This is a genomic window from Phenylobacterium sp. (genome assembly GCF_035944335.1).
GTDB lineage: Bacteria > Pseudomonadota > Alphaproteobacteria > Caulobacterales > Caulobacteraceae > Phenylobacterium.
Genome location: NZ_DASZBG010000088.1, coordinates 82,180 through 104,171, shown reverse-complemented (window position 1 = coordinate 104,171; position 21,992 = coordinate 82,180). Strand labels below are relative to the sequence as shown.

At 70.1% G+C, this 21,992-nt stretch carries 29 protein-coding genes; 8 read left to right on the top strand and 21 right to left on the bottom strand.

Annotated elements, in window-relative coordinates; all coding sequences use genetic code 11:
* Window positions 1-444: hypothetical protein (locus VGT80_RS15540; RefSeq protein ID WP_327457368.1), on the top strand; the 444-nt coding region annotated here is incomplete at its 5' end.
* Here the strand turns inward: VGT80_RS15540 and ruvC are convergent.
* Genes ruvC through VGT80_RS15510 form a run of 6 tightly spaced genes read right to left on the bottom strand, consistent with a single transcriptional unit; the run spans window position 441 to window position 3,923 of the window.
* Window positions 441-950, bottom strand: a complete 510-nt coding sequence (gene ruvC, locus VGT80_RS15535; RefSeq protein WP_327457366.1) for a crossover junction endodeoxyribonuclease RuvC — start codon at window positions 948-950, stop codon at window positions 441-443. The two genes, VGT80_RS15540 and ruvC, sit on opposite strands and share 4 nt — an antisense overlap.
* A gap of 33 nt (window positions 951-983) precedes the next feature.
* Window positions 984-1,802 (bottom strand): site-2 protease family protein, encoded by an 819-nt coding sequence (locus tag VGT80_RS15530; RefSeq protein WP_327457364.1) that lies wholly within the window; start codon window positions 1,800-1,802, stop codon window positions 984-986.
* A complete protein-coding gene (locus VGT80_RS15525) occupies window positions 1,799-2,167 on the bottom strand; it encodes an EthD domain-containing protein (protein WP_327457362.1) in 369 nt (122 codons plus the stop codon). The genes VGT80_RS15530 and VGT80_RS15525 overlap by 4 nt, the downstream gene beginning before the upstream one ends.
* A 6-nt stretch (window positions 2,168-2,173) precedes the next feature.
* The gene (locus tag VGT80_RS15520) at window positions 2,174-2,731 is read right to left on the bottom strand and encodes a hypothetical protein (protein WP_327457360.1); all 558 of its coding nucleotides are present in this window, start codon (window positions 2,729-2,731) and stop codon (window positions 2,174-2,176) included.
* Window positions 2,728-3,411, bottom strand: a complete 684-nt coding sequence (locus VGT80_RS15515) for a peptidylprolyl isomerase (protein ID WP_327457358.1) — start codon at window positions 3,409-3,411, stop codon at window positions 2,728-2,730. The genes VGT80_RS15520 and VGT80_RS15515 overlap by 4 nt, the downstream gene beginning before the upstream one ends.
* Before the next feature lie 32 nt (window positions 3,412-3,443).
* Window positions 3,444-3,923 (bottom strand): hypothetical protein, encoded by a 480-nt coding sequence (locus tag VGT80_RS15510; protein WP_327457356.1) that lies wholly within the window; start codon window positions 3,921-3,923, stop codon window positions 3,444-3,446.
* An 85-nt stretch (window positions 3,924-4,008) separates the two neighbouring features.
* Here VGT80_RS15510 and VGT80_RS15505 point away from each other — a divergent pair, with 85 nt between their 5' ends.
* A complete protein-coding gene (locus VGT80_RS15505; RefSeq protein ID WP_327457354.1) occupies window positions 4,009-4,185 on the top strand; it encodes a hypothetical protein in 177 nt (58 codons plus the stop codon).
* A gap of 37 nt (window positions 4,186-4,222) precedes the next feature.
* Here VGT80_RS15505 and VGT80_RS15500 read toward each other — a convergent pair whose 3' ends face one another.
* The 3 genes from VGT80_RS15500 to VGT80_RS15490 form a co-directional block, all read right to left on the bottom strand.
* Window positions 4,223-4,852, bottom strand: a complete 630-nt coding sequence (locus VGT80_RS15500; protein WP_327457352.1) for a hypothetical protein — start codon at window positions 4,850-4,852, stop codon at window positions 4,223-4,225.
* Window positions 4,853-5,015: 163 nt separating this feature from the next.
* Window positions 5,016-5,669, bottom strand: a complete 654-nt coding sequence (locus VGT80_RS15495) for a DUF4142 domain-containing protein (protein WP_327457350.1) — start codon at window positions 5,667-5,669, stop codon at window positions 5,016-5,018.
* A gap of 82 nt (window positions 5,670-5,751) precedes the next feature.
* Window positions 5,752-7,038, bottom strand: coding sequence for an alkyl sulfatase dimerization domain-containing protein (locus tag VGT80_RS15490; protein WP_327457348.1), 1,287 nt, complete (start codon window positions 7,036-7,038; stop codon window positions 5,752-5,754).
* An 88-nt stretch (window positions 7,039-7,126) separates the two neighbouring features.
* Between VGT80_RS15490 and VGT80_RS15485 the strand changes: the two genes are divergently transcribed.
* Both VGT80_RS15485 and VGT80_RS15480 read left to right on the top strand, forming a co-directional pair.
* A complete protein-coding gene (locus VGT80_RS15485; protein WP_327457346.1) occupies window positions 7,127-7,252 on the top strand; it encodes a hypothetical protein in 126 nt (41 codons plus the stop codon).
* A 61-nt stretch (window positions 7,253-7,313) separates the two neighbouring features.
* Window positions 7,314-7,580, top strand: a complete 267-nt coding sequence (locus VGT80_RS15480; RefSeq protein ID WP_327457370.1) for a hypothetical protein — start codon at window positions 7,314-7,316, stop codon at window positions 7,578-7,580.
* Window positions 7,581-7,616: 36 nt separating this feature from the next.
* On the opposite strand, the gene VGT80_RS15475 is transcribed toward VGT80_RS15480, so the two are convergent.
* The 3 genes from VGT80_RS15475 to VGT80_RS15465 all read right to left on the bottom strand — a co-directional run bounded on the left by VGT80_RS15475 (window position 7,617) and on the right by VGT80_RS15465 (window position 9,132).
* Window positions 7,617-8,111, bottom strand: a complete 495-nt coding sequence (locus tag VGT80_RS15475; RefSeq protein ID WP_327457344.1) for an SRPBCC family protein — start codon at window positions 8,109-8,111, stop codon at window positions 7,617-7,619.
* Window positions 8,112-8,179: 68 nt separating this feature from the next.
* Entirely contained in the window at window positions 8,180-8,380 is a 201-nt protein-coding gene (locus tag VGT80_RS15470; RefSeq protein WP_327457342.1) for a hypothetical protein, read from the bottom strand.
* Window positions 8,381-8,385: 5 nt separating this feature from the next.
* A complete protein-coding gene (locus tag VGT80_RS15465; protein WP_327457340.1) occupies window positions 8,386-9,132 on the bottom strand; it encodes a YebC/PmpR family DNA-binding transcriptional regulator in 747 nt (248 codons plus the stop codon).
* A gap of 144 nt (window positions 9,133-9,276) precedes the next feature.
* On the opposite strand from VGT80_RS15465, the gene VGT80_RS15460 reads away from it, so the two are divergent.
* Window positions 9,277-9,519, top strand: coding sequence for a hypothetical protein (locus tag VGT80_RS15460; protein WP_327457339.1), 243 nt, complete (start codon window positions 9,277-9,279; stop codon window positions 9,517-9,519).
* Between the two features lie 203 nt (window positions 9,520-9,722).
* Here VGT80_RS15460 and VGT80_RS15455 read toward each other — a convergent pair whose 3' ends face one another.
* From VGT80_RS15455 to VGT80_RS15440, 4 genes are read right to left on the bottom strand one after another with little or no spacing between them, the layout of a single operon-like run.
* Window positions 9,723-10,310 (bottom strand): histidine phosphatase family protein, encoded by a 588-nt coding sequence (locus tag VGT80_RS15455; protein WP_327457337.1) that lies wholly within the window; start codon window positions 10,308-10,310, stop codon window positions 9,723-9,725.
* Entirely contained in the window at window positions 10,307-11,092 is a 786-nt protein-coding gene (locus tag VGT80_RS15450) for an SDR family NAD(P)-dependent oxidoreductase (protein ID WP_327457336.1), read from the bottom strand. Before VGT80_RS15450 ends, VGT80_RS15455 begins: the two co-directional genes overlap by 4 nt.
* 23 nt (window positions 11,093-11,115) lie before the next feature.
* Complete coding sequence (locus VGT80_RS15445) at window positions 11,116-11,958, bottom strand: alpha/beta hydrolase (RefSeq protein WP_327457334.1); 843 nt, start codon at window positions 11,956-11,958, stop codon at window positions 11,116-11,118.
* Between the two features lie 15 nt (window positions 11,959-11,973).
* Complete coding sequence (locus VGT80_RS15440) at window positions 11,974-12,939, bottom strand: zinc-binding alcohol dehydrogenase family protein (protein ID WP_327457332.1); 966 nt, start codon at window positions 12,937-12,939, stop codon at window positions 11,974-11,976.
* Between the two features lie 163 nt (window positions 12,940-13,102).
* Here VGT80_RS15440 and VGT80_RS15435 point away from each other — a divergent pair, with 163 nt between their 5' ends.
* Window positions 13,103-13,687 (top strand): DUF1003 domain-containing protein, encoded by a 585-nt coding sequence (locus VGT80_RS15435; RefSeq protein ID WP_327457330.1) that lies wholly within the window; start codon window positions 13,103-13,105, stop codon window positions 13,685-13,687.
* A gap of 75 nt (window positions 13,688-13,762) precedes the next feature.
* Window positions 13,763-14,656, top strand: a complete 894-nt coding sequence (locus tag VGT80_RS15430; protein ID WP_327457328.1) for a patatin-like phospholipase family protein — start codon at window positions 13,763-13,765, stop codon at window positions 14,654-14,656.
* A gap of 8 nt (window positions 14,657-14,664) precedes the next feature.
* On the opposite strand, the gene VGT80_RS15425 is transcribed toward VGT80_RS15430, so the two are convergent.
* The 3 genes from VGT80_RS15425 to VGT80_RS15415 all read right to left on the bottom strand — a co-directional run bounded on the left by VGT80_RS15425 (window position 14,665) and on the right by VGT80_RS15415 (window position 18,811).
* The gene (locus VGT80_RS15425) at window positions 14,665-15,831 is read right to left on the bottom strand and encodes a DegT/DnrJ/EryC1/StrS aminotransferase family protein (protein ID WP_327457327.1); all 1,167 of its coding nucleotides are present in this window, start codon (window positions 15,829-15,831) and stop codon (window positions 14,665-14,667) included.
* A gap of 107 nt (window positions 15,832-15,938) precedes the next feature.
* Window positions 15,939-18,017: a phosphocholine-specific phospholipase C gene (locus VGT80_RS15420; RefSeq protein ID WP_327457325.1), complete on the bottom strand. Its 2,079-nt coding sequence runs from the start codon at window positions 18,015-18,017 to the stop codon at window positions 15,939-15,941.
* Window positions 18,018-18,061: 44 nt separating this feature from the next.
* Window positions 18,062-18,811, bottom strand: coding sequence for a TorF family putative porin (locus VGT80_RS15415; RefSeq protein ID WP_327457323.1), 750 nt, complete (start codon window positions 18,809-18,811; stop codon window positions 18,062-18,064).
* 70 nt (window positions 18,812-18,881) lie between these two features.
* On the opposite strand from VGT80_RS15415, the gene VGT80_RS15410 reads away from it, so the two are divergent.
* Window positions 18,882-19,787 carry a LysR family transcriptional regulator gene (locus VGT80_RS15410; protein WP_327457321.1) on the top strand — a complete coding sequence of 302 codons (906 nt, stop codon included), beginning with the start codon at window positions 18,882-18,884 and terminating at the stop codon, window positions 19,785-19,787.
* 6 nt (window positions 19,788-19,793) lie between these two features.
* Here the strand turns inward: VGT80_RS15410 and VGT80_RS15405 are convergent, their stop codons facing one another.
* A complete protein-coding gene (locus tag VGT80_RS15405; RefSeq protein WP_327457319.1) occupies window positions 19,794-20,126 on the bottom strand; it encodes a hypothetical protein in 333 nt (110 codons plus the stop codon).
* A gap of 96 nt (window positions 20,127-20,222) precedes the next feature.
* On the bottom strand, window positions 20,223-21,809 hold the full coding sequence (locus VGT80_RS15400; RefSeq protein ID WP_327457317.1) for an AMP-binding protein: 1,587 nt from the start codon (window positions 21,807-21,809) through the stop codon (window positions 20,223-20,225).
* Window positions 21,810-21,992 lie beyond the last annotated feature (183 nt).

Below are 21,992 nucleotides of genomic sequence, written 5' to 3'. Positions count from 1 at the left end.
GGCATCGGCGGCTGCATCGTCGGCGGCTACGTCTGCGACCGCATGGACCGCAAGCAGGCCTACCTGCTGTTCGGCCTGGTGATGGCGGCCTCGTCGCTCGCCATGGCCTTCGGGCCGCGCACGCCCATCACCTTCCTGCTGTTCGCGACCGCCTACAACATCGCCGTGGGTCTCAGCTACGCGGCCTATTCGGCGGTGACGCTGGAAGCCATCGGCCGCGGGGCCGCGGCGACCAAGTTCAACCTGATCTCCTCCATCTCCAACGTGCCGCTGCTGGTCGTGGTGCTGGTCGACGGCTGGGCGCAGAGCCGCTGGGGTTCCAGCGGCATGCTGGTCGGCGAAACGATCATCGGGGTTGCGGGGGTGATGCTCTACGCGGTGGTCGCCTACGCCACGCGAAACCTGACATGGGCCAGGCTGACGGGCCGCCCCGCCGCCGCCTAGGCCGCGCCGCGCAGCACCCGCGCCCGGCGGGCGTGGGCATGGGCGATGGCGACGGCCAAGGCGTCGGCGGCGTCGGCGGTGGTGTCGCCGGCGGTCGGCAGCAGGCGACGGATCATGAAGCCCACCTGGGTCTTGTCGGCCGCGCCCGTCCCCACCACCGCCTTCTTGACCACCGTGGCGGCATATTCGGCCACCGGCAGCCCGGCCCGGGCCGGGGCGATCAGGCAGCAGGCCCGCGCATGGCCGAGCTTCAGCGTCGAGGCGGCGTTGGTGTTGACGAAGGTCTCCTCGACCGCGGCCTCGTCGGGGGCGTGGGCGGCGATCACCTCGCAGATCCCCTCGAACAGGGTCAGCAGGCGGATGGCGAAGTCGGCCGTCTCGTCGGGCTTGATCACCCCGTGGGCCACATGGGTCAGTCGCGCGCCCTCGATGCTCACCACGCCCCAGCCGGTGCGGCGGAGCCCGGGGTCTAGACCGAGGATGCGGACGGGGCGATTCGGGGTCATGGCGTCACCGGCGAGGATGCCCGGTGGCGCGGCTCAGCGCCAGAAGTGGAAGTTGCCGTAGCCGATGCGGATCGCGTCGATGGGCACGCCGAGATTGGCGGAGAGCGTCATGCCGCCGCCGAACAGGAGCCGTCCGCCCACCGGCGAGATGAAGATCAGCAGGAACAGGCCGACCATGGCCAGGCCCTCGAACTTGCGGATGCCCGGCGTCCATTCGAGCGGCAGGAACGGCCGGATCGCGCCGAACCCGTCCAGCCCCGGGATCGGCAGCAGGTTGAGGATCAGGGCCGTGGCCTGCAGGAAGGCCAGGAACGCCGCCGCCGGGAACAGCGCGCTGTCGGTGCCTGCGCCCATCCAGATGCGCAGCACGATGGCGAGCCCCAGCAGCACCATCAGCGTCGCCATCGGCCCGGCGAGCGCCGCGGCCGCCCGCCAGAAGGGTCCGCGCATCAGGTCATTGCGCAGATAGACCGCCCCGCCCGGAAAGCCGATGCCGCCCAGCGCCAGGAAGATCAGCGGCAAAACGAGGCTGGTCCCCAGGTCGCCGTACTTGCGCGGATCGAAGGCCAGATAGCCCTTGGCGCGCACCGTCACGTCGCCGGCCATGTAGCCGGTCAGGGCATGGCTGAACTCGTGGGCCATCACCGAAAGGGTCCAGCCCAGCATGGTGAAGGCGAAGGTCAGCGGCTTCACCGCCAGGCCGCGGTCGAGGCCGTAGCCGGCGGCGACGAAGGCTGCGAGGACCGCCACGCCCACCAGGTTGTTCGGCGGCGAGGGCGACTTGGCCGGCGCGGCCGGCGGCGGCGGTGGAGACTCCGGCCGGGGCGCAGGCGTCGGCGGGACGGCGGTCACCCCACCACCACCTTCTCCTCGCCCCACCAGAGCGGCGACTTCGGCAGGTCGATGAACCGCTTCTCGTCTTCCAGCAGCAGGGCGCCGGCGGCCTGGGCTTCCGGCCGCTGGCCGTTCTCGAGAATGGCCTGCAGGCTGTCGAACCGCAGCTCGGCCACGCCATCGAATTCCTCCGGCGCAGCGCGGCTGGTCCGCAGCGCCGAATGGGTCTCGGCCGGCAGCGAGTGCAGCTGCACATAGCGGCGGATGCGCAGGGTCTCGGCCACGCTCGCCACCAGGGGCCCGTGGGTGTTGAACCAGTAGTCCTGGAAGGCCGCGCGGCTCAGGTGCGGCAGCCGCACCAGGCAGAAGGTCAGCTTGATCATCCGCTCTTAGCCCTCGACGCCCACCAGCTGCAGGAAGCTCACCACCGGCACGGGCCTGGCGTGCGGCGCCTCCGGCTTGGCCTCGACCCACAGCGGGATGACCACCCAGGCCGTGGGGAAAGCCTTCAGCGTCTTGTCCTCCATCCCGCCCAGGTGCGGACAGCGAGCCAGCGAGGCCTCGGCGCAGGCGCGGTGCAGGGGCGCGATGGCGCCGCAGTTGAGCAGGGCCTGGCCGTCGGCCATGTCGGCGGGCAGGGCGGGGCCGAAGCCGCGGAGGCGGAGCTCTCCCGCGGTGGTCGGGTGGCCGGTCTGGCTCCAGCGGTCGCCCTCGGCGGTCGGCTGGCCGCACATCGGGCACAGCATCTCGCGCACCGACTTGCGTTGCCGGAACAGGTGGTTGCGGGAATAGAGCGGCCGGCCGCGGCCGGGTTTCTCCGCCTGGGCGATGGCCAGCTCGCCGTCGACGCTGGGGCAGGGCCCGACGCCGAGCTGTGGCTCTTCCGACCAGCTGGTCACCCAGGGCACGTCGAGCCCGACCTTCAGCCGCGAGGTCGCCTCGCTCACTGCGGCGCGCCCGGCGCAGGCGCCGCCGGGGCGGGCGCAACCGCTGGCGCGGCGGCCGGCGCGGGCGCCGTGGTGCGGCGCACGGTGAGGATCGGCACGGGATGGGCCAGCATCTCGCCCTTCATCACGCCGACGCCCTTCACCGGGTCGCGCGGCGCGGCCAGCAGGGTCTTGACCACCTCCATGCCCTCGACCACCCGGCCGAAGGCGGCATAGCCGGGATTGGCCTTGGGATCCTTGGGATCGGCGTCGAGATAGGTCTGGTCGCCGACGCAGATCGAGAAGTTGGCGGTCGCCGTCCCCGGCGCATAGCGGGTCATGGAGATGGTCCCGTCGGTGTGCGACAGGCCGGTCTTGGCCGTGCTCTCGTGGGCGATCGGCGGATAGAGCTTCTTGGGGTCCGTGCCCGCCCCGCCCTGCAGGATGCCGTAGGTGAAGGTCTTGTCGCCCGGCGGGGTGGATGACCGGTAGAAGGTCGCCCCGTCCAGCTTCCGGGTGTCCACGTAGTGCAGGAAGTTGCGCACGGTGATCGGCGCCTTGTCGGCATAGAGCTCGAGGACGATGTCGCCTTGCGGCGTGTGCATCTTTACGAACGGATTGGTCGAGGCGGCGGTTTGCGCGAAGGCGGGCGCGGCGGCGAGGCTCATGACGAGGGCGAGGAGCGTGCGTTTGGTCAGCATGGCCGCCACTTAAGCCCACTCCGCCGGCAAAGTCAGCGGCAGGGCGTCACGGTGTCGATCTGGCCCTTGGAGCGCACCCCCGCCGCGGTCAGGACGATGGTCTGCAAGGTCTCGGCGCAGATGTGGCGGCTGCGCTGCGGATTGGCGATCACTGCGTCCTCGTGGCCCACGATCCTGGCGCTCCGGCCGTCCGGCGCGATCCGCACCGACACGATCGCCACCGTCTCGCGGGTGCGGGACTTTGCGAAGAACCTGGTCGCCTGGGCGCGGGCCTGGGCGAGCGTGCTGGTTCCATAGACGACGATCCGGCCGTCCTTGGCGCGGGCCTGGTCGGTGAAAGCCGCGTCCGGCGTCGCGAGGGCGAAGAAGCCGACCACGTCGCCCGCGTTCCAGGCCTTCTCCTGCCGCGCCACGAAGGCCCTCGCCTCCGCCTCGTTCAGCCGTGCGGGCGCAGCTTGCGCGGCGCCGGCCAGGACGGCGGCAACGATGGCCAGGCGCAGGCCGGCGGTCACGGCGTCATTCCCCCGCGTCTCCGATAGATATTAGACCTTCGACAAACATCGCGCGCCGAAACGCGCCAGGGCCTATGATGGCCCCATGACATATCAGGTGGAATTCGAGATGCTGGTCGGCGCCAGCAGGACGGTCGCCGTCGTCGAGGGTCAAGAGGTCACCATCCAGCGGGTCAAGGACACGCTGCGCCAGGGCGCCGCCGTCCACGCCACGGTCCGCACCGCCGCCGGCGTCACCGTCTGGTCCGGCAAGCACGCCTGAGGGCGAGGCCCTCGAGGCGCGCAGCCGGCCTCGGCCATCACATCGGCGGCTTGGCGCCGTTCTCCCCGACCGAGATCGAACCGGTGGCCATGGTGCCGTCGGCGTTCTTGCGCACCACCATGAACACCGGCACGCCCGCCTTCACCAGCTCGCGCGCGCCGCCGGTGATCTGCACCACGGGAACATTGGCCGGCACCACGATGTGGCGCATGCCCGAGCCATTGTAGGCGACGTCCAACTCGCGGCTGCCCTTCTTGCCGGCCACCACCTTGCCGACCGTGCCGTTGGTCATCTTCGAGCCCGGCTTCAGGTCCCAGTCGTAGTGGCCTTCGCCCATCTTCACGCCCGGCGGGAAGACGTGGACCTCGAGCGCCGAGCCTGAGCCCTCGCCCTTGGGCATGTTGGTGGTGCCGATGAAGCTGCCGGGCTGGATGGCGTCGATGGCCACCGGCTTCATGACCGCCACGGTCCAGGTCGGGGCCAGCGAGACCTTCTGCTCCACGCCCTTGTCGGTCTTCACGGTGACGGCGTCGGCGGCCAGCGCGGTGACCTTGCCGCGCACGATAGTCGGCCCGGGCGGGGCGGCGGGCGCCTGGGCGGCGGCGACGGAGGCGAGCAGGGCGAGCGTGGCGGCCCCAATGGCGGCCCTGGCGGCGATCTTGAGCATGGCGTTTTCCCGAATGCGAGGCGGCAGGCGCCGTTCGCCGGCGCTCTGAACGGCGATCACATAGCGAGGTTATCCCTCGGCGGTCAAACGGCCAGGCTGGCGCCCAAAGGAAAACGGCGGCCGCCGGGGCGACCGCCGTCCTCAGGGATCCGGACCGCTGCGCCTAGGTCTTGGCGCCGGCGATCTTGGCCTGCAGCTTCTTGGCCATGTCGGAGTGCATCTGCACCTTCGGCACGGCCTTGCCGGCGCCGGCTTTCAGCCCCGCGTCGGAGCCGTCCTTGGCGTAGCCCTGCATCAGGGTGAGCGCCTCGTCGTGGGCCGCCACCTGCTGGTCCATGTAGGTTTTGTCGAAGTCGCCGGCGTTGGCGGCCTTGAGGTTGTCGAGGAAGCCCTTGCGGCGCTGATCGAGATCGGCGGGCGGCGTCTGGCCGGCGGCCTTCACCAGCGGTCCCATCTCCTTGGACAGCGCCGTGTGGTCCTTGATCATCATCTTGGCGAAGGCCTTCACCTCGGGGTTCTTCGACTTCTGCTCGGCGATCTGGCCGGCCTGGATCTCGTACATGTCGCCCTGGGCGGCGTTGGAGACGAAGGCGCCGGTGTCGTGCGAGCCCAGCGTGGCGGCCGACATCGAGCCCACGGCCGCGCCGGCGGTATCCTGCGCATGGTTCACCGGCTCGGCCTGGCCGACGCTGGAGGTATTGCTGACCGAATTGACGTCGGACGTGGCCGGGGTCTGGTTGGACGCCTGGTTCTTGTTGCAGGCGGCCAGCGACAGGGCGGCCATCGCCGCGGCGCAAAGCAGGACTGTGCGGTTCATGTTGGGAGCTCCCTCTGATGCAATCTCACGAAACCGAGAGCAGCGAAGCTTGGTTCCGAGGTCCGTCATTTGAGGGCGACGGCTACTTCAGCGCCGCGTCCGTCTGGGCGAGGCCGGCCCTGAGCCAGCCGCTTTCGTTGGAGTTTCGCGAAGCGGCGAGCAGCGCCTCCAGGGCGCGGCGTCGGACCATGAGCGCGGCGTGGTTCTTCGGATCGGTGGCGAGCGCCGCGCTGGTCAGGCGCAGGGCCAGCGCCGGCTGGGTCGCCACCAGCGCGCTCGCCCGCGCCGCGATCGGCTCGGCCCCGCCCGCCAGCCGCGCCAGCTCCGCGTCGCTGTCGGCCGGCGCGGTGGCGTACATGCTCGCCGGGTCGCGGTCGTACCAGCCGGCGTAACCCTCGTAGATGCCGCGGATCGACCACACCAGGTTGCCGTAGCTTTCGCCGACCTGCAGGGCCCGCGGCAGCTTGATCTCGCGCATCAGGGTGTAGACGTCCTTGCCGTCGTTCATGCCGGCGACCACCGCGTCGTGCACATAGAGGATGGCGTCGCGGTACTGGGTCAGGGTCCGCTGGACATTCTCCGCCCCGACGATCGGCACGCCATGGCTCGGCAGCACGATCTCGGGCTTCAGCGCCAGCACCCTGTTGAGCGAGTTCACATAGTCCAGCGCCCAGCGTGGCTCGGTCCCCCTCAGCGTGTAGAGGTTCGGGAACGAGGCGTAGTAGTTGTCACCGACGAACACCGCCTTCAGCTCGGGAATCCAGACATTGAGCATGTCCGGCGTCTCGCCCGGCGCGGCGAAACAGTCGAAGGTCAGGTCCCCCAGCTTGAAGCGGTAGTCCTTCTCCACCAGCACGTCGGCGAGCTTCGGAGCGGCGTAGTCCCCCGGGTTGCGGTTGAAGTCCGGCCCCCGGCCCGGGCCGCCGAACTGGGCGGCGTTGCGCCCGGCGAAGAAGCCGGCGAGCCGGGTCTGGTAGTTGTTGAACTCCACCTCATTGGCCTGGCCGATGACGTGGGTCCCCGGTCCCTTCCAGGCCGCAACCCCGCCGGTGTGGTCGCCATGGGCGTGGGTGAGGATGATGTCGCGCACCGGGCCTTTCGAGATCGCGCCGAGCAGGGCCCGATGCCGCGCCACGTTGAAGGGGCTCGAGGTGTCGATCACCACGTCGCCGGCCTTGGTGGTGACCAGGAAGGTGTTGGAGAAGCCGGTCGCCTGGTGGATGCGCCCGCCGGCGAAGCTCAGCGCCTGGGTCTGGCCCGCGCCCGCGACGGTCGGCTGCTGCGCCCCGCCGAACGGCGGCTGGGCCTGGGCGAGGGCCGCGCCGTTCAGCACGACCGCCGCAAGGGTCCCGATGATCGCGCTTCGCATGTGGCGTCCCCCCGTGGCCGCACCGTCGCGAGGCCCGCGTCCGCGGTCAAGCTTGCGTCGCTGCGCCCATCCGCGGGATGGTGCGGCGATGGCCAATCCCGATTCCGACAGCGAAGACCCGCAGGCCCGGCGCCGCAAGCTGACCGGGCGCCTCGTCGTCGTCGGCTTCGGCGTCCTGGTGCTCATCTACATCCTGGCCACCTTCGTCCGGTGAGCTGGCGAACGTGAGCTGGCCCCAGTGAGTTGGTCCCAGTGAGTTGGTCCCTGTGAGCTGGATGGTGGGCGTGATGCTGGAGCTGCCGGAAGAGGCGGCCCCGGTCCGGCATTTCTACGCCGTGGGCCACGAGGACCGCAGCCGCGCCGAATGGGCGGCCATCGACCAGGCCGTGACGCTCGGCCATGTGGCGACCAGCCCGTTCGGCGGCGTCGAGCCGGTGGAGGCCTTCGCCCGCCTCTCGCCCAAGGTGGTCAAGCGGATGAACCTGGTCCCTGGCCGCGTCCACGCGCTGGGCCGGCTCTGGCCCAGGCGCTGGCTGGGGTAGCGCCTCTCCCGCCGCGCGGGAGAGGCTGCCGTGGTCCTACTTCGCCTCGGCGATGCCCTTCATGGTGTTGATCACGCGGGTGAACATCGCCGTGCGGTTGGCCACGTCCTTGGCCTTGTCGGCGGTGGCCGGCAGGGCCGCGGCGTCATAGACGAGCGTGTAGTAGAGCTTCGATTTGCCCTTGCCGTCCGGCCGGATCTCCACCGTGCCGTGGTAGTCGATCGGCGACTTCGGCTGGGCGTAGCTGTAGGACCAGGCGGTGCGCGCCACCTGCACCTCGTCCACCCGGTCGGCGATGCGGCGCACCGCGCCCATCTCGTCGGCCTTGCCCGAGGTGATCACGCAGGTGGTCTTCATCCAGGCGCCGATATCGCAGAAGCCGCTGATCTTCTTCCAGGCGACGTCGGCCGGCGCGTTGACGCTCGCCTCCAGCGGAATGGTCACATAGTCGGTGGCCGCCTGGGCGGTTCCGGCCCCAAGGCCCAGGCCGGCGGTCGCGGCCAGGGCGGCGGCGCAGAGTTGCAGTTTCATGGTGGTCTTCCCCCCAAACGGTTGTTCGGGAGAGTTGAGCCTATTGCGCCGTCCGCGCCAAGCCTTCGCTAGATATGGCCTTGCAGATAGGCCATGGCCGCCAGGATGGCGATCGCCAGGATCAGGAACACCCCCGCGTTGCGCCGGCCGCCCAGCAGCTTCTCGTTCGGCGGGGCCGGCTTGCGCGCCGCCCGGCTCGCCCGCTCCCGCTCCCTCCGATAACGGCGCAGGTCGGTGACGCGCGGGTCCTGGGGCGGGTGCGGGGCCATGGTTCTTACGAGGCGAGCCGTTCCAGCTCGTCGGCCGCGATGTCCTCGTTGGAATAGAGCTTCTGCACGTCGTCGTCGTCGTCCAGCGCGTCGAGCAGCTTGATCAGGCTGGCCGCCGCCTCGCCGGTGACCGGCGTCTGCGACTTCGGCCGCCAGACGATGGCGGTGGAGTTCGGCGCGCCGAGCGCGGATTCCAGGGCGGCCGCCACGTCGGAGAGCTGCTCGAAAGCGGTGAAGATCGTGTGGCCGTCCTCGTCGGACTGCACGTCCTCGGCGCCAGCCTCGATGGCGGCGTCCATGACGGCCTCCTCGGAACCGGCCGCCGGCGGATAGACGATCTGCCCCATGCGGTCGAACATGAAGGTCACCGACCCGGTCGCGCCCAGGTTGCCGCCATACTTCGAGAAGATGGAACGCACGTTGGAGGCGGTGCGATTGTGGTTGTCGGTCAGCACCTCGACGATGACGCCGACGCCGCCCGGGCCGAAGCCCTCGTAGCGGATTTCGTCATAGGTCTCCCCTTCGCCCCCCGCGCCCTTCTTGATCGCCCGGTCGATGACGTCCTTGGGCATGGATTCGGCCTTGGCGTTGGCCACCGCCAGCCGCAGCCGCGAATTCATGTTGGGGTCGGGGAGGCCGGCCTTGGCGGCCACGGTGATCTCCCGCGACAGCTTGGAAAACGCCTTGGACCGGGCGGCGTCGGCGCGGCCCTTGCGGTGCTGGATGTTCTTGAACTTGGAATGTCCGGCCATCGACCTGCGCAGCATCAAGACGGGGAGAGGGTGGCCGCCTTCTACCCTCGGCCCGGCCCGGGCGGAACCCCCGCGCCGACGGAACCACAACTATGGGCGCGGGTTAGCCCAGGGGGACCCACCCAACTGGCGGAGGCTGCAGCCATGACCGAGCGCATGATCGACGAGATCGACGACGTCCTGCCCCCGACGCCCAATGGCGAGCTGGTGCACTGGATGGAGGCGCGGCCGCTGACCGTCGGGCCGGCCGGCATTTCAGTTGCGACCATCGCCGCCCTGGCGGTGGGCGCGTTGGCGACGTTCGCGGTGCTGGCGGCCATGCATCGCCTGGCCCCACAGCCGGAGGCCAGATGGCATCGGCTGGTCCGCCGCCGACGCCTCGACTAGCCGTCCCGCCACGACCAGACACGAAAAGAGCCCCGGCGGCTGGGAGATCGCCGGGGCTCGTCGTGTGACGCAGATCGGGGTTTGGGGGGGTCGATCGGGCGTCGGACGGAGTTCACCGCGCCAATGTGGCGTCATTTGGTCGAGCTTGTGCGGCTGGGAAGGCGATTTCCTCTTGGCCGAGCGCGCGCGACCCACCTTGGGTCTCAGGCCTCGTCCAGGGGCTCGCAGTCGAAGCGGTCCACCTGGCCGTTCATCAGCCGATAGACCGCGTCCTGCGGGACCGGCAGGGTCAGCATCTCTTCCTTTCCGAGGCCGCCGTAGAGGCCGCGGAAGACGCGGCCGGCGGCCCCGTGGCTGACTATGATCAGCCGATCTTCCCGCCTTACCTCGGCCAGGAAGCCGCCAATCCGCTGACAGAGCGCTTCGTAGGTTTCGCCGCCCGGGACGTGGAAGTGCCGTTCGTGACGCGGTAGGTCCTGGCGGAGCTGCGGGACGACATCGTCGGCCCGTTCCCCGTCGAACTCGCCGATCGAGTGTTCCCGCAGCCGTTCGTCGAACGCTATGGGCAGGCCCAGGCGTTCGCTGACGATCGCCGCGGTCTGGCGGGTGCGGCCAAGCGGGCTGGCCACGATCCGCCAGGGCCCGGGATCGCGGACCGTGAGGTCGGCCAAGAGGCCGGCCATGGCGCGGGCCTGCCGCACTCCGAGCTCGGTCAACGGCGAATCCTTGATTCCCTGCCAGCGCCGCTCGCGGTTGAACTCGGTCTCCCCGTGCCTGACGAGGTAGATCAACGCCGGCGCCGCACCACCGGGTGCGAGGACGACAGCCCGCCATCCACCGCGATGAACTGGCCGTTGACGTAGCTGGCCTCATCGGACGCCAGGAACAGCCCCATGCCCGCGATCTCGTGCGGCTCGCCGCCGCGCATCAGCGGATTGAGCTGGCCGATCTTGTCGTCGGTGCCGCGCTCGCGCGCCTGGTCGTAGATCGGCTTGGTCATGCCGGTCTCGATGAGCCCCGGACAGATGGCGTTGACCCGCACGCCGGTCCCGTAGAGCTCGTTGGCCGCGGTCTGCGCGAGGCTGATGACGCCGGCCTTCGAGGCCGAATAGGGCATGCCGCCGGCGCCGGAGCGGATGCCGGCCACCGAGGCGGTCATGATGATCGAGCCGCGGCCCTGGGCGACCATGATCGGGCTCGCGTGCTTCAGGGCCAGGAAATGGCCGATCAGGTTGACGCGCACGATTTCAGCCCAGTGGGCGGCGTCCTGCTCGGGCATCGGGACCCAGCCGCCGGAGATGCCGGCGTTGGCCCAGACCACGTCCAGGCCGCCGTGGACGGCCACGGCGCGCTCGACATATTGCTTCACGAAGCCCTCGTCGGCGGCGTCGCCGACCATGGCCACCGCCTTGCCGCCCGCGTCGGTGATCGCCTTGGCGGTCTCGGAGACCGTCTCGGCCTTGTCGACGCAGACGACGCTCGCCCCCTCGCCGGCGAAGATCTTCGCCGCCGCCCGGCCGATGCCGCTGGCGGCCCCGGTGATTACCGCCGAGCGGCCCTCAAGACGTCCCATGGGCTTCCCCTTCAATCTCGAATTCAGGCCGCGGCCTTGGCCCGTGTCGCCGCCGCCACGATGGCGTCGATGACGATGTCATAGAGGCCCGGCGGCAGGTCGTGACCCATGCCGGGCACGATCCTGAGCTCCGCGCCAGGGATCGCCTTGGCGGTCATCTCGCCGCCATAGGGCTTGAGCAGCGGATCGTCCGCGCCATGCAGCACCACCGCCGGGACGTTCAGCTTCGCAAGCCGCGCGGTGCGATCGCCGTCGGCGCGGATGGCGCTCATCTGCCGCCCGACGCCGGCCGGATTGAAGGCGCGGCGGTACTCCGAAATCACCCGCTCGCGCAGCGCCGCCTCGTCCCACGGATAGGCCGGGCTGCCGATGGTCCGCGCGTTCTTCATGCCGTGCGCCACGAAGACCTCGAAATCGGCCTTCGGGTCCGGCGGCGGGACGTTGAGCACCGCGGCGGCTTCGGGCGTCGAATCCATGGTCCCCGGCGCACCGGTCGCCGACATGATCGAGGTGATGGAGAGCACGCGCTCCGGATGCTCGATGGCCACGATCTGGGTGATCATCCCGCCCATGGAGACGCCGGCCACATGGGCCTTCTTGACGCCGGCCGCGTCCAGCACGGCGATGACGTCGGCGGCCATGTCCTGGATCGAATATTTCTGCCCATCCAGCCAGCTCGACAGGCCCACGTCGCGGTTGTCGAAGCGGATCGCGCGGTAGCCGCGGGCCACCAGCTTCTCGCAGAAGGCGACCGGCCAGCGGGTCATCTGCGAGCCCAGTCCGTTGATCAGGATCACCGTCTCGGGGTTTTGGTCGCCGAACGTCTCGTACTCGATCTCGACGGCGCCGTTCTTCGCACGCGGCATGTCTTCCCTCCCTGTCTAAGGAACCAGCAACACTCTTCCCACCGCCTGCCGGCTCTCGATGAAGCGGTGGGCGGCGGCGGCTTCGGACAGCTTGAACTGGCGGTCGAGGATCACCTTCAGCTCACCCTTGGCCACGTCCTCGATCAGGCCCTGGATCAGGTTGTAGACCCGATCCGTCCCGATCTCGGCGCCGAGGAAGACGCCCGACAGGCTCCGGTTGCCGCCCATCATGGTCGAGACGTCGACCTTCATCGGCTCTCGGCCGGCGGCGCCCACCATCGACACCCGCCCGCGATAGGCCAGCGAATTGATCGAGGACTGCAGCACCGCCCCGCCCACCGGATCGACGATCACGTCGGCCCCCTTGTTGCCGGTCAGGCGCATGACCTCGCTCGCCACGTCGTCGCGGTCGTAGTTGATGCCGTGGGTCAGGCCGAGGGGCTTGAGCTTCTCCAGCCGCTCGTCGGAGGACGCCGTCGCCAGCACCATCGAAGCGCCCGCGCGCGCCGCCAGCTGGATCGCGGCGATGCCCACGCCCGAGGCGCCGGCCTGCACCAAGACGACCTCGCCCTTCTGCATCCGGCCGAACTCGAACAGGCACTCGTGCGCCGTCCCGAACGGGATCGGCACGCAGGCCGCGACCTTCAGGTCCATGCCGTCAGGGACCGCCCAGGCCGAGCGCGCCGCGACCGCCCGCAGCTCCGCATGGCTGCCGAACGCCCCGGTGGTGACCACCTTCTGGCCGACCTTGAAGTTCGTGACCTCGGCGCCGACCTCGACCACCTCGCCGGCGGCCTGGTAGCCCACGATGTGCGGCTTGGTCGCCAGCGCCCCGCGCAGCCGGTTCAGCGTGTCGCCGCCCTCGATGGAGACCGCCTCGACGCGGATCACGATGCCCTTGGGATGGACCTGCGGGTCCGGGACCTCCTCGTAGCGGAACACGTCCGGACTGCCATTCTCGTAATAGACCGCCGCCTTCATACGAGCCTCCTCCCAAGATCAAACATCTGTTTGACTTCACGCATCCCACGGCCGTGCTGGCGGCGCAAGAGCGGCCGTGGCGCGGCCCTTGGCGGGAGGTTGGAGCCCGCCGCCATCCATGGTCAAACTGCGCCCTGCGCATCGAACCCCAGGGGGCATATCCATGGCCGACACGGCTCCGACGACACCCGCTCCGAAGCCCCTGTCGCTGGACGAGTTCCGCAAGCGCCGGAAGGTGCTTCCCAACCGCCATGAGGAGGTGAAGGAGAAGCTGAAGCCCCTCCAACGCCTGGCGCTGTGGATCACCCGCCACGTCGGCACCATGGGCTTCTTCCTGGTCATCTTCACCTGGACGGTGATCTGGCTGGCGTGGAATTTCCTGGCGCCGAAGTCGGCCCGCTTCGACCCGCCCATGGGCTTCGTCTTCTATCTGTTCATCTCCAACGTCATCCAGATCCTGCTCATGCCGCTGATCATGGTCGGCCAGAACATCCAGGGCGCGGAGGCCGACGCCCGCGCCCAGCACGACCTGGACGTCAATGTGAAGGCCGAGGAGGAGATCGAGGTCATCCTCTCCCACCTCGAATACCAGAACCATCTGCTGCTCCAGGTGATGAACCGCCTGCAGGTCCAGACCGGCCAGGTGCTGGACAATGTCACCGCCCGGACGCGAGCCCAGACGGCGCGACCGAAAACCACCCGGAAATCCGCGCCAAAGACCGCCCCGAAGAGCCCGCGGAAGCGCTGAGGGGTCGCCCACTCACCCGGCCGTAGACAGGGCCCCGCCGGCCGCCGATGCTGGCGCAAACGAAAGGACGCCGTCATGTCGCGAGCGTTGGTGCTGGGAGGCGGCGGTCCGGTGGGCATCGCCTGGGAGTGCGGGCTGATCGCGGGGCTCGCGAAACAGGGCGTCGACCTCGGCCAGGCGGACTTCATCCTCGGCACCTCGGCCGGGTCCTTCGTGGGCGCCAGGCTGGCCATGGGCGACGAGCCTGCCGGTCTCGCCGAGCCGATCCTGGCGGAGGCCGGTCGGGCCCCGCCGCCGGCTCCGGGACCGCAGGGCGAGCGGCGGCCGCCGGACCTGTCGAAGCTCATGGAGATGATGGGCGAGGCCCAGGCCGGGCTCGGCAATCCGGCCGAGGCGCGCGCCCGCATCGGCGCCTTCGCCCTCGAGGCCCAGACCATCGGCGAAGAGGCCTTCATCGCCAGCTTCGGACGCACCCTGGCGGGCCTCGACGAGGCCTATTGGCCGCCCCGCGAATTCGCCTGCACCGCCGTCGACGCCGAGACCGGCGGCTTCCAGCTGTGGACGCGCGGGTCCGGGGTTGGCCTGGCGCGCGCGGTCGCCTCCAGCTGCAGCGTGCCGGGCATCTATCCGCCGGTCACGCTCAAAGGCCGGCGCTACATCGATGGCGGCATGCGCTCCTCGACCAACGCCGACCTGGCGACGGGGCACGCGCGGGTCGTGGTGGTGGCCATCCGGGTGGCCGGCGGGCTCGGCGGGGCGGCCGCGGAGCGCATTCGCGCGCGCCTCGACGAAGAGATCGCGACCCTGCGCGACGGCGGGGCGGAGGTGGCGCTGGTCACCCCGGACGAGGCCAGCCAGCAGGCCTTCGGCCCCAATCTGATGGACTTCCGGCGCCGCCCCGACGCGGCCGCCGCCGGCCTCGCCCAGGGCGCGGCCCTGGCCGCCGAACTCGCCGCGCGCTGGCCCTGACGCCGCGCCTAGCTGTTCTTCTTCACGAAGGCCCTGACCGCGGCGATCACCTGGTCCTGGTCGTCCTCGGTCAGATAGGCGTGCATCGGCAGGCTGATGACCCGGCCCGCCTTGGCCTCGGTGACCGGCAGGCCCCCCGGCGCCGTCGGATAGCCGGAATAGACGCCCTGTCTATGGATCGGGATCGGATAGTAGACCGCGCTCGGCACGCCCTGCTCGCGCAGCGCCGCGCCCAGGCCGTCGCGGTTGGGCGTCTCGATGGTGTACTGCGCCCAGACGCTGACCCCGCCGTCGATCACCTTCGGCGTGCTGACCAGGTCGCCCAGGCCCGCCGCGTAGCGGTCGGCCACCCGGTTCCGCGCCACGATCTCGTCGGCGAAGATGGACAGTTTCTGCAGCAGCACCGCCGCCTGGATGGTGTCCATCCGCCCGTTCAGGCCGATGCGCAGGTTCAGGTATTTGGGATCGTGTTCGAAGGTCTTGCCCTCGGTGTCCGATTTCACCGCCTGGCCGTGCACCCGCAGGCTGACCAGCAGGTCGTGGAAGCGCGCGTCCTTCGACAGCACCGCGCCCGCGTCGCCATAGCCGCCCAGCGGCTTGGCCGGGAAGAACGAGGTGGTGGCCACATCGGCCCAGTGGATCGGGTGCTTGCCGCCCAGCGTGCAGCCGAAGCCCTGCGCCGAGTCGGCGATCAGCTTCAGTCCGCGCCTGCGGCAGATTTCGGCCAGCGCCGGATAGTCGGCCGGCTGGCCGAACAGGTCGACGGCGATCACCGCCCTGGGCTTGAGCTTGCCCTCGCGCGCCACCGCCGCGATCGCCGCCTCCAGCGAGGCGGGGCTCATGTTGTAGGTGTCGGGGTCGATGTCGACGAACACGGGCGAAGCGCCCACCAGCGGCATCACCTCGGCGGTCGCCGCGAAGGTGAACGACGGGCAGAACACCGCGTCCCCCGGACCGATCCCCCAGGCCATCAGCGGCAGAATCAGCGCCTCGGTGCCGGAGCCGCAGGAGAGCGCGAACGGCGCCTCACCGAACGCCGCGAGCGCGGTCTCGAACTCGGTGACCTCCGGGCCCATGATGTAGGCGCCGGAGCGCACGACCTTCAGGATCGCGTCTTCCAGCGGTTGGCCCAGGCGCTTGCGCTGGGATTGCAGGTCGATGAAGGGAATCGGCATTCGTAAGCTCTCGCGCCGCCACGGCGAATCTGTCGCCGGCCTATCGCATGGGCGATCAGGCCAAGCCAAACACGCTTGTTTTCGAAAGATTTCGGCCCAAGGACGCCTCAGGCCCAGCTCATCGCGGCCGGTCCGCCCATCTCCGGATCGCTGACCCCGGGCCGACCGTTTTCGACCCTTCCGGCGTAGCGCTGCAGGAAGTCCGGATCGCCGGCCGCCGTGACGGCCAGGTCGTACCAGCCGCCGGACTTGGCGAGCGGCCAGCTCCGCCGGACGGTCTTGCCCGGCGCCAGCCGCACGCGCTGGGGCAGGCAGGCCTTCACATAGGCGTTGGGCGCGATGGCGAGGTCCATGGGCCTGGCGGTCGGATTGTGGAAGGCCAGCGTCAGGGCGCCGTTGGCCGGGTCCTCGTGTGCGGTGACGCGCGGCCCACCCTGGCCGCGGAACCGGCGATGGAAGCCGTTGGGGCCGAGCACCCACAGGTCGTGACCTTCGGCGGGCGCCGCCGCGGTCAGCGTCTTGCCGGCTTCCACGGTGTAGCGGCGCGGGACGGCGGCCAGGTCCTTCAGGTCGTAGACGTGGAACACGGCCCCCGCCCGGCCACGGTTGGCGAAGGTCAGGCGAGGCCCGTCGGCCGCGCGGCTCAGCGACACGTCCAGCGCATAGGGCAGAGGCCGCGAGGGCCGCACGCCTTTCGCCTGCACCGGCGGCGTCGGCTCGGCCGGGGTCGGCGGCCGCACGTGCGGCAGGCCCGCGGCGCGGGCGGCGGTCTGCGCGGTCGGCGGCAGGCGCAGGGGCGCGGGCGGCCGGTTCGGCGTCTTGAAGTCGAAGGCCGAGGTCAGGTCGCCGCAGACCGCGCGCCGCCAGGGCGAGATGTTCGGCTCCTTCACCCCGAAGCGCGCCTCCAGGAAGCGGATCACCGAGGTGTGGTCGAACACCTGCGAATTGACCCAGCCGCCGCGGCTCCAGGGCGAGATCACATACATCGGCGCGCGGGGCCCCAGGCCATAGGGCCGGCCGACCAGATCGGCGCGGTCCGCCAGCTCCCCCTTGGGCCGCACCAGATGATGCTCGCCCGCCAGGTCCACCGTCGATCCGCCCAGCAGCTTGCCGCCCGCGTCCCGCGACGGCGGCGCCGGCGGCGGCAGGTGATCGAAGAAGCCGTCGTTCTCGTCGAACATCACCAGCAGCACCGTCTTGGCCCAGACCTGCGGGTTGGCCGTCAGCGCGTCGAGCACGCGGGCCGTGAAGTCCGCCCCCTGCGCCGGGCTCGAGGGGCCGGGATGTTCGCTGTCCTTCGCCCCGGCGACGATCCAGGAGACCTGCGGCAGCGTCCCGGCTGCGACGTCGGCCTTCAGCCGGTCCAGCCGATAGGTGGTCAGCCCGTCGCGGACCAGCCGCGCGTCCGATCCGGGCGCGCCGGCACGGGCCTTCCGATATTGCTCGAAGCCCACCAGCGGGTTGTCGGAGAACAGGTCCGCCATGTCCTGATAGATGCGCCAGCTGACGCCCGCCCCCGTCAGCCGCTCGGGATAGGTCGTCCAGTGATAGGCGTCTTTCGCCCCGCCGGCCTCGGCGAAGCTGTCATGCGAATTGCTGATCGCCGGCCCGCCGCCGGCCCCGGTGGGGTCATTGGTCCCCGTGAAGAGAAACAGCCGGTTGGAATTGGTCCCGCACTGCATCGAGGAATAATAGGCGTCGCAGACCGTGAAGGCGTCGGCCAGGGCGTACTGGAAGGGCAGGTCCTGCGGTCCGTAGTGGCCCATGGCGTGCTCGCCCTTCACCGCCGGCCAGCGATGGATTCGCCCCTCGTCCCAGGCGTCCTGGGCGTCGGTCCAGTTGTGCGGCGTGCCCTCGATCCGCATGTGGGCGAAGGTCTGGGCCGTGTTCAGCGGAAAGGGCGCGATCATCGCCGGCTTGCCGGGCCCCTCGCGGTTGGCCTGGGTCCACACCGTGCGCCCACCCGGCAGCGGGATCGGGAAACGGTCGGCGAAACCGCGCACCCCGCGCATGGCTCCGAAATAGTGATCGAAGCCGCGGTTCTCCTGCATGAACACCACCACGTGCTCGACATCGGCGATCGTGCCGGTGCGCACATGGGCGTCGATCGCTTTGGCCCGCGCGATGGCGGCCGGCAGGGCGGCGGAGGCCGCCGCGGCGCTCAGGAATGTCCGGCGATCCAGCATGCGCGTTCCCCCCGCCCAAGCTTTAGCACCCTTCGCCTGTCGGCCTAGAGGATCGGCGGCAGGGCCATCGTCAGTGATCCCACCAGGGCCGGGCTGCAGATCCGCGGGTTGAAGCCGCACTGGATGCGGTCGAGGTCCGTGCCCTGGTACTTCACCTCGACGAGGTAGCGCGGGCCCGCCAGCGTCTTTCCAAACCCGAGGGCGGCCCCAACGCTCCAGTAGGTGCGGTCGACCCCGCGGTGGCCCCAGCGGCGGCCGGCCATGGCCTTGAGCGTGAGGCGCGGGCTGAGCGCAAAGTCGGCCTCGCCTTCCGCCAGCCACGTCTCGCCGCCGCCGTAGGACGCCTGCGGCGTGAACGCCGTCGTTCCCAGGAGCGTCAGGGGCCCCTGCCGCCGCCTGGCCTCCAGCTTCAGCTCCAGAAAGTCGAACGTCGGACCCGGCGTGTGGTTGTCCGGGAATGTGGAGTACAGCGTCTCGGGGGTGATCTCGGTGCGGCCGCCGTCGAGCTCGAAGTGCTTGCCGGCGTAGGCGTCGACCTCGAGTTTCGGGCCGCCGTCGTAGTAGTGCACCTGGCTCGTGAACACGCCCGCGAACATTCCGTCGGCCCGCTGCCAGTGGACATAGCCCTGCAGCGCCGGGCGCAGGTCGGTGCTGCTGACCCCTTGGTAGCGATAGTCGCTGACGTAGGTGACGGCGGAGAAGATCCCGCCCCAATCGCCGGCCTGGGCCGGGGCGGCGGCGAGGCCGGCGAGCCCCGCGAAGGCTGCGGCGAGCGGGCGCGCAAAGCGGTTCATTGGGGGGTCCCCTCGGTCGATGACCGCAGGACTAGCGCCGGGATGAGTTCCGGATTACTGAATTCGCTTCATGTCTGATATCGACGCAAATAAACTACGTCGTCTCGACGGCGGCCTGCTGCTGGTGTTCCGCGAGCTGCTGCGCACCCGCCGCGCCAGCGAGACCGCCACCCGGCTCGGCCTGTCGCAGCCGGCCATCAGCCACGCGCTGCGCCGGCTGCGCGAGCTATTCGACGACCCGCTGTTCGTGCGCCGGCCGCACGGCTTCGAGCCGACCAAGCGGGCGGTGGAGCTCGGCCCTCAGGTGGAGGCCCTGATCGAACTCGCCGGCCAGGCGCTGACGCCCGACGCGCGCTTCGACCCCAAGCTCAGCCGCCGGCAGTTCAACTTCGGGGCGCCGGAATTCGTCACCGCCCTGATCGGCGCTGCGCTGATCAATCGGCTGCGCGCCGAGGCCCCCGGCGTCACTTTCGGCGTCGACCACGTGGCGGAGGACGACGCCTACAAAGCCCTTCGCCGCGGCGAGATCGACCTGGCGCTCGGCCGTTTCGGCGCGGCGCGACCAGGTTATGTCACTGAGCCCTTGTTCGAGGACGCCTATTGCGTTGCGGTGCGCCGCGGTCATCCGCAGATCGATGGCGCGATCACCGAGCCGCAGTGGCGCGAAACCGGCCACATCTTCGCCTGGTCGCACAGCGAGACCGGCGCCGACGCCGGCAATTCCGGAACCGGGGTCAAGATGCTGGCCGCGGTTCCGCAGTGGCTCACGGTGCTGATGTTGGCGGCCTCCACCGATGGCATCGCCACGGCGCCGCGCCGGCTCGTCGAGCGGCATGCCGACAAGCTCGGGCTGCAAGTCCTCGACCTGCCCTTTCCGCCGAACTCCATTGCGGTCTCGGCGGTGCGCCGCGCCGGGCATGAAGACGCCGGCCTCGACTGGTTCCTGGATCAAATCCGGGCGGCGGCCGGGGCCTGAGGTCGCTCAGTAGTCATACTCCATCGTCACGTCATCCGCCGAAACCTCCGCGACGCGGCCTTGTGCGAGGGTGAGGGCGATGCGAACGCCGCGGCAGTCCCACGGCAGGCAGCGCTCCTCCTGCAACGCCATCGAACGGTCGCCGGGCTTGCCGACGATGAAGACAAAATGCTCCTCGGCCAGGGTGTGCAGCGCCTCGCGCTCCGGTGTGCCCAGCGGAATCCAACGCAGCGCCGCCGCGCGGCGGGCCGCCGCGACCGCCGTCGCATAGGCGGGAATGCGCGGATCGTAGGGGCGGACCGGCGTCGGGCGCGGGACTCGCGCCTCCGCGGCCCACACGTCGTTCTCGAGGCTCGGCCGCCAGGTCGGCGGAACGCAGCCCGTCAGCGCCAGGCCGGCGGCGGCGAGCAGGATGGCGCGGCGCAGCGGCTTGTCTCAGATCTGGCGGGCGCGGCCTTCCCAGTAGGGGGCGCGGACCTTGTTGCGCTGGATCTTGCCGGCCTCGGAGCGCGGCAGGTCGGTCACGAAATCCACCCCGCGCGGGACCTTGAAGCCGGGCAGGTTGGCGCGGGCGAAGCCGAGGATCTCCTCCGCCAGCTCCTCGGATGGCGCATAGCCGTCTTTCAGGAGGATCACCGCGCGCACCTGCTCGCCCCATTCGGCGTGCGGGATGCCGACCGTCGATGAATCCGCCACGGCGTGGTGCTTGATCAGCTCGTTGTCGATCTCCTGCGGATAGATGTTGACCCCGCCGGAGATGATCGTCTCGGCGTCGCGGCCGGTCAGGAACAGATAGCCGTCCTCGTCGTAATAGCCGACGTCGCCCAGGGTGAAGTGGTCGCCGACCCGGTTCTTCTGGGTCTTGGCCTCGTCCTTGAAATAGGTGAAGCCGCCGCCCGGCGGCAGCTGGTGATAGATGGTCCCCGGCACGCCCGGCGGGCACTCGTTGCCCTGCTCATCGAGGATCTTCGAGCCCAGCAACGCCGGCCGCTTGCCGACCGAGCCCGGCTTCTTCAGCCACTCGTGGCTGTCGATCACGAAGCCCGCCCCGCCCTCGGAGCCGGCGTAGTACTCGTGCACGATCGGGCCGAACCACTCGATCATCGCCAGCTTCACCTCCGGCGGGCAGGGCGCCGCGCCGTGGACGATATATTTCACGTGGCTGATGTCGTGCGCCCGCTTCACCTCGTCGGGCAGGGCCAGCAGCCGCTGGAACATGATCGGCACCAGGTGCATGTGCGTCACGCCCTTGTCGACGATGGTCCGCAGCACCGTCTCGCTATCCCACTTGTCCATGAAGACCAGCTGGCAGCCGGCGCCCATCGCCCCGTTCACGTCGAAGGCCAGGGGCGCGGCGTGATAGGCCGGCCCCGCGCACAGCTGCACCGAGGTTGCATGGTCGTAGCCGCGGAGCGCGTAGATGCCCGGCGGGGCGATCACCGGATTGGGCCGATAGACCCCCTTCGGCCGGCCCGTGGTGCCGGAGGTGTACATCATCTGGTTGCCCAGCACCGGATCGTCGATGTCCGATCCGTCGAGTTCGGAGAGCGCCTTGTCGTACTCCACGAAGCCCTCGATCGGCCCGCCGATGGCCACCTTCAGCACCAGGTTCGGGCACTGGGCGGCGGCGGGGCCCGCGGCCGCCACGCGATCCTCCGCGAACAACGCCTTGGCCTCGCAATCGGCCACGATGTAGGCGATCTCGTCGGCGGTCAGATGCCAGTTCACCGGGGTGATCCGCATCCCCGAGCGCTTGGTCGCGGCCAGCACCTCGACGAACTCCGATCGGTTGGAGCAGAGGAGCGCGACCGAGTCCCCGGCCTTCAGCCCGGCCTGGCGCATCAGCCGCACGATGCGGTTGGCCGCCGCGTTCACCTCGCCGAAGCTGTGGGTCTTGCCGGAAGGATCGTGGATGAAGGCGGCGTCGGGCTTCAGCTCCGCCCAGACGGCCAGGGTCATGCCGGTCAGCTGGGCGGCCGCCAGCCGGTCGTCGAGGCTCACGCGTTCCTTCACGTCTTCCATCAAATTCCTCCCGCTCAACGCTAAGCGCGGCGCTTTCAATATGTTGGAGGCCGGCCGGACGACGAAATGCGCCGTCCCCGAGCTGCCAGCCTCGCGTCTCACCAAAACACGCCGCAAGCCGGGCGACAATTCCCCAGCGGCAGGACAGCCTGGCCTTGCGCACAGGCCCGGCGGGTCCATCAT

Bases quoted from the DNA above. Each gene is read 5' to 3' on its own strand.
- ruvC (WP_327457366.1), bottom strand. From the start codon at position 950: ATGACCCCGAATCGCCCCGTCCGCATCCTCGGTCTAGACCCCGGGCTC.
- VGT80_RS15525 (WP_327457362.1), bottom strand. From the start codon at position 2,167: ATGATCAAGCTGACCTTCTGCCTGGTGCGGCTGCCGCACCTGAGCCGC.
- VGT80_RS15515 (WP_327457358.1), bottom strand. From the start codon at position 3,411: ATGCTGACCAAACGCACGCTCCTCGCCCTCGTCATGAGCCTCGCCGCC.
- VGT80_RS15505 (WP_327457354.1), top strand. From the start codon at position 4,009: ATGACATATCAGGTGGAATTCGAGATGCTGGTCGGCGCCAGCAGGACG.
- VGT80_RS15500 (WP_327457352.1), bottom strand. From the start codon at position 4,852: ATGCTCAAGATCGCCGCCAGGGCCGCCATTGGGGCCGCCACGCTCGCC.
- VGT80_RS15495 (WP_327457350.1), bottom strand. From the start codon at position 5,669: ATGAACCGCACAGTCCTGCTTTGCGCCGCGGCGATGGCCGCCCTGTCG.
- VGT80_RS15490 (WP_327457348.1), bottom strand. From the start codon at position 7,038: ATGCGAAGCGCGATCATCGGGACCCTTGCGGCGGTCGTGCTGAACGGC.
- VGT80_RS15485 (WP_327457346.1), top strand. From the start codon at position 7,127: ATGGCCAATCCCGATTCCGACAGCGAAGACCCGCAGGCCCGGCGCCGC.
- VGT80_RS15480 (WP_327457370.1), top strand. From the start codon at position 7,314: ATGGTGGGCGTGATGCTGGAGCTGCCGGAAGAGGCGGCCCCGGTCCGG.
- VGT80_RS15475 (WP_327457344.1), bottom strand. From the start codon at position 8,111: ATGAAACTGCAACTCTGCGCCGCCGCCCTGGCCGCGACCGCCGGCCTG.
- VGT80_RS15470 (WP_327457342.1), bottom strand. From the start codon at position 8,380: ATGGCCCCGCACCCGCCCCAGGACCCGCGCGTCACCGACCTGCGCCGT.
- VGT80_RS15465 (WP_327457340.1), bottom strand. From the start codon at position 9,132: ATGGCCGGACATTCCAAGTTCAAGAACATCCAGCACCGCAAGGGCCGC.
- VGT80_RS15460 (WP_327457339.1), top strand. From the start codon at position 9,277: ATGACCGAGCGCATGATCGACGAGATCGACGACGTCCTGCCCCCGACG.
- VGT80_RS15450 (WP_327457336.1), bottom strand. From the start codon at position 11,092: ATGGGACGTCTTGAGGGCCGCTCGGCGGTAATCACCGGGGCCGCCAGC.
- VGT80_RS15445 (WP_327457334.1), bottom strand. From the start codon at position 11,958: ATGCCGCGTGCGAAGAACGGCGCCGTCGAGATCGAGTACGAGACGTTC.
- VGT80_RS15440 (WP_327457332.1), bottom strand. From the start codon at position 12,939: ATGAAGGCGGCGGTCTATTACGAGAATGGCAGTCCGGACGTGTTCCGC.
- VGT80_RS15435 (WP_327457330.1), top strand. From the start codon at position 13,103: ATGGCCGACACGGCTCCGACGACACCCGCTCCGAAGCCCCTGTCGCTG.
- VGT80_RS15430 (WP_327457328.1), top strand. From the start codon at position 13,763: ATGTCGCGAGCGTTGGTGCTGGGAGGCGGCGGTCCGGTGGGCATCGCC.
- VGT80_RS15425 (WP_327457327.1), bottom strand. From the start codon at position 15,831: ATGCCGATTCCCTTCATCGACCTGCAATCCCAGCGCAAGCGCCTGGGC.
- VGT80_RS15420 (WP_327457325.1), bottom strand. From the start codon at position 18,017: ATGCTGGATCGCCGGACATTCCTGAGCGCCGCGGCGGCCTCCGCCGCC.
- VGT80_RS15415 (WP_327457323.1), bottom strand. From the start codon at position 18,811: ATGAACCGCTTTGCGCGCCCGCTCGCCGCAGCCTTCGCGGGGCTCGCC.
- VGT80_RS15410 (WP_327457321.1), top strand. From the start codon at position 18,882: ATGTCTGATATCGACGCAAATAAACTACGTCGTCTCGACGGCGGCCTG.
- VGT80_RS15400 (WP_327457317.1), bottom strand. From the start codon at position 21,809: ATGGAAGACGTGAAGGAACGCGTGAGCCTCGACGACCGGCTGGCGGCC.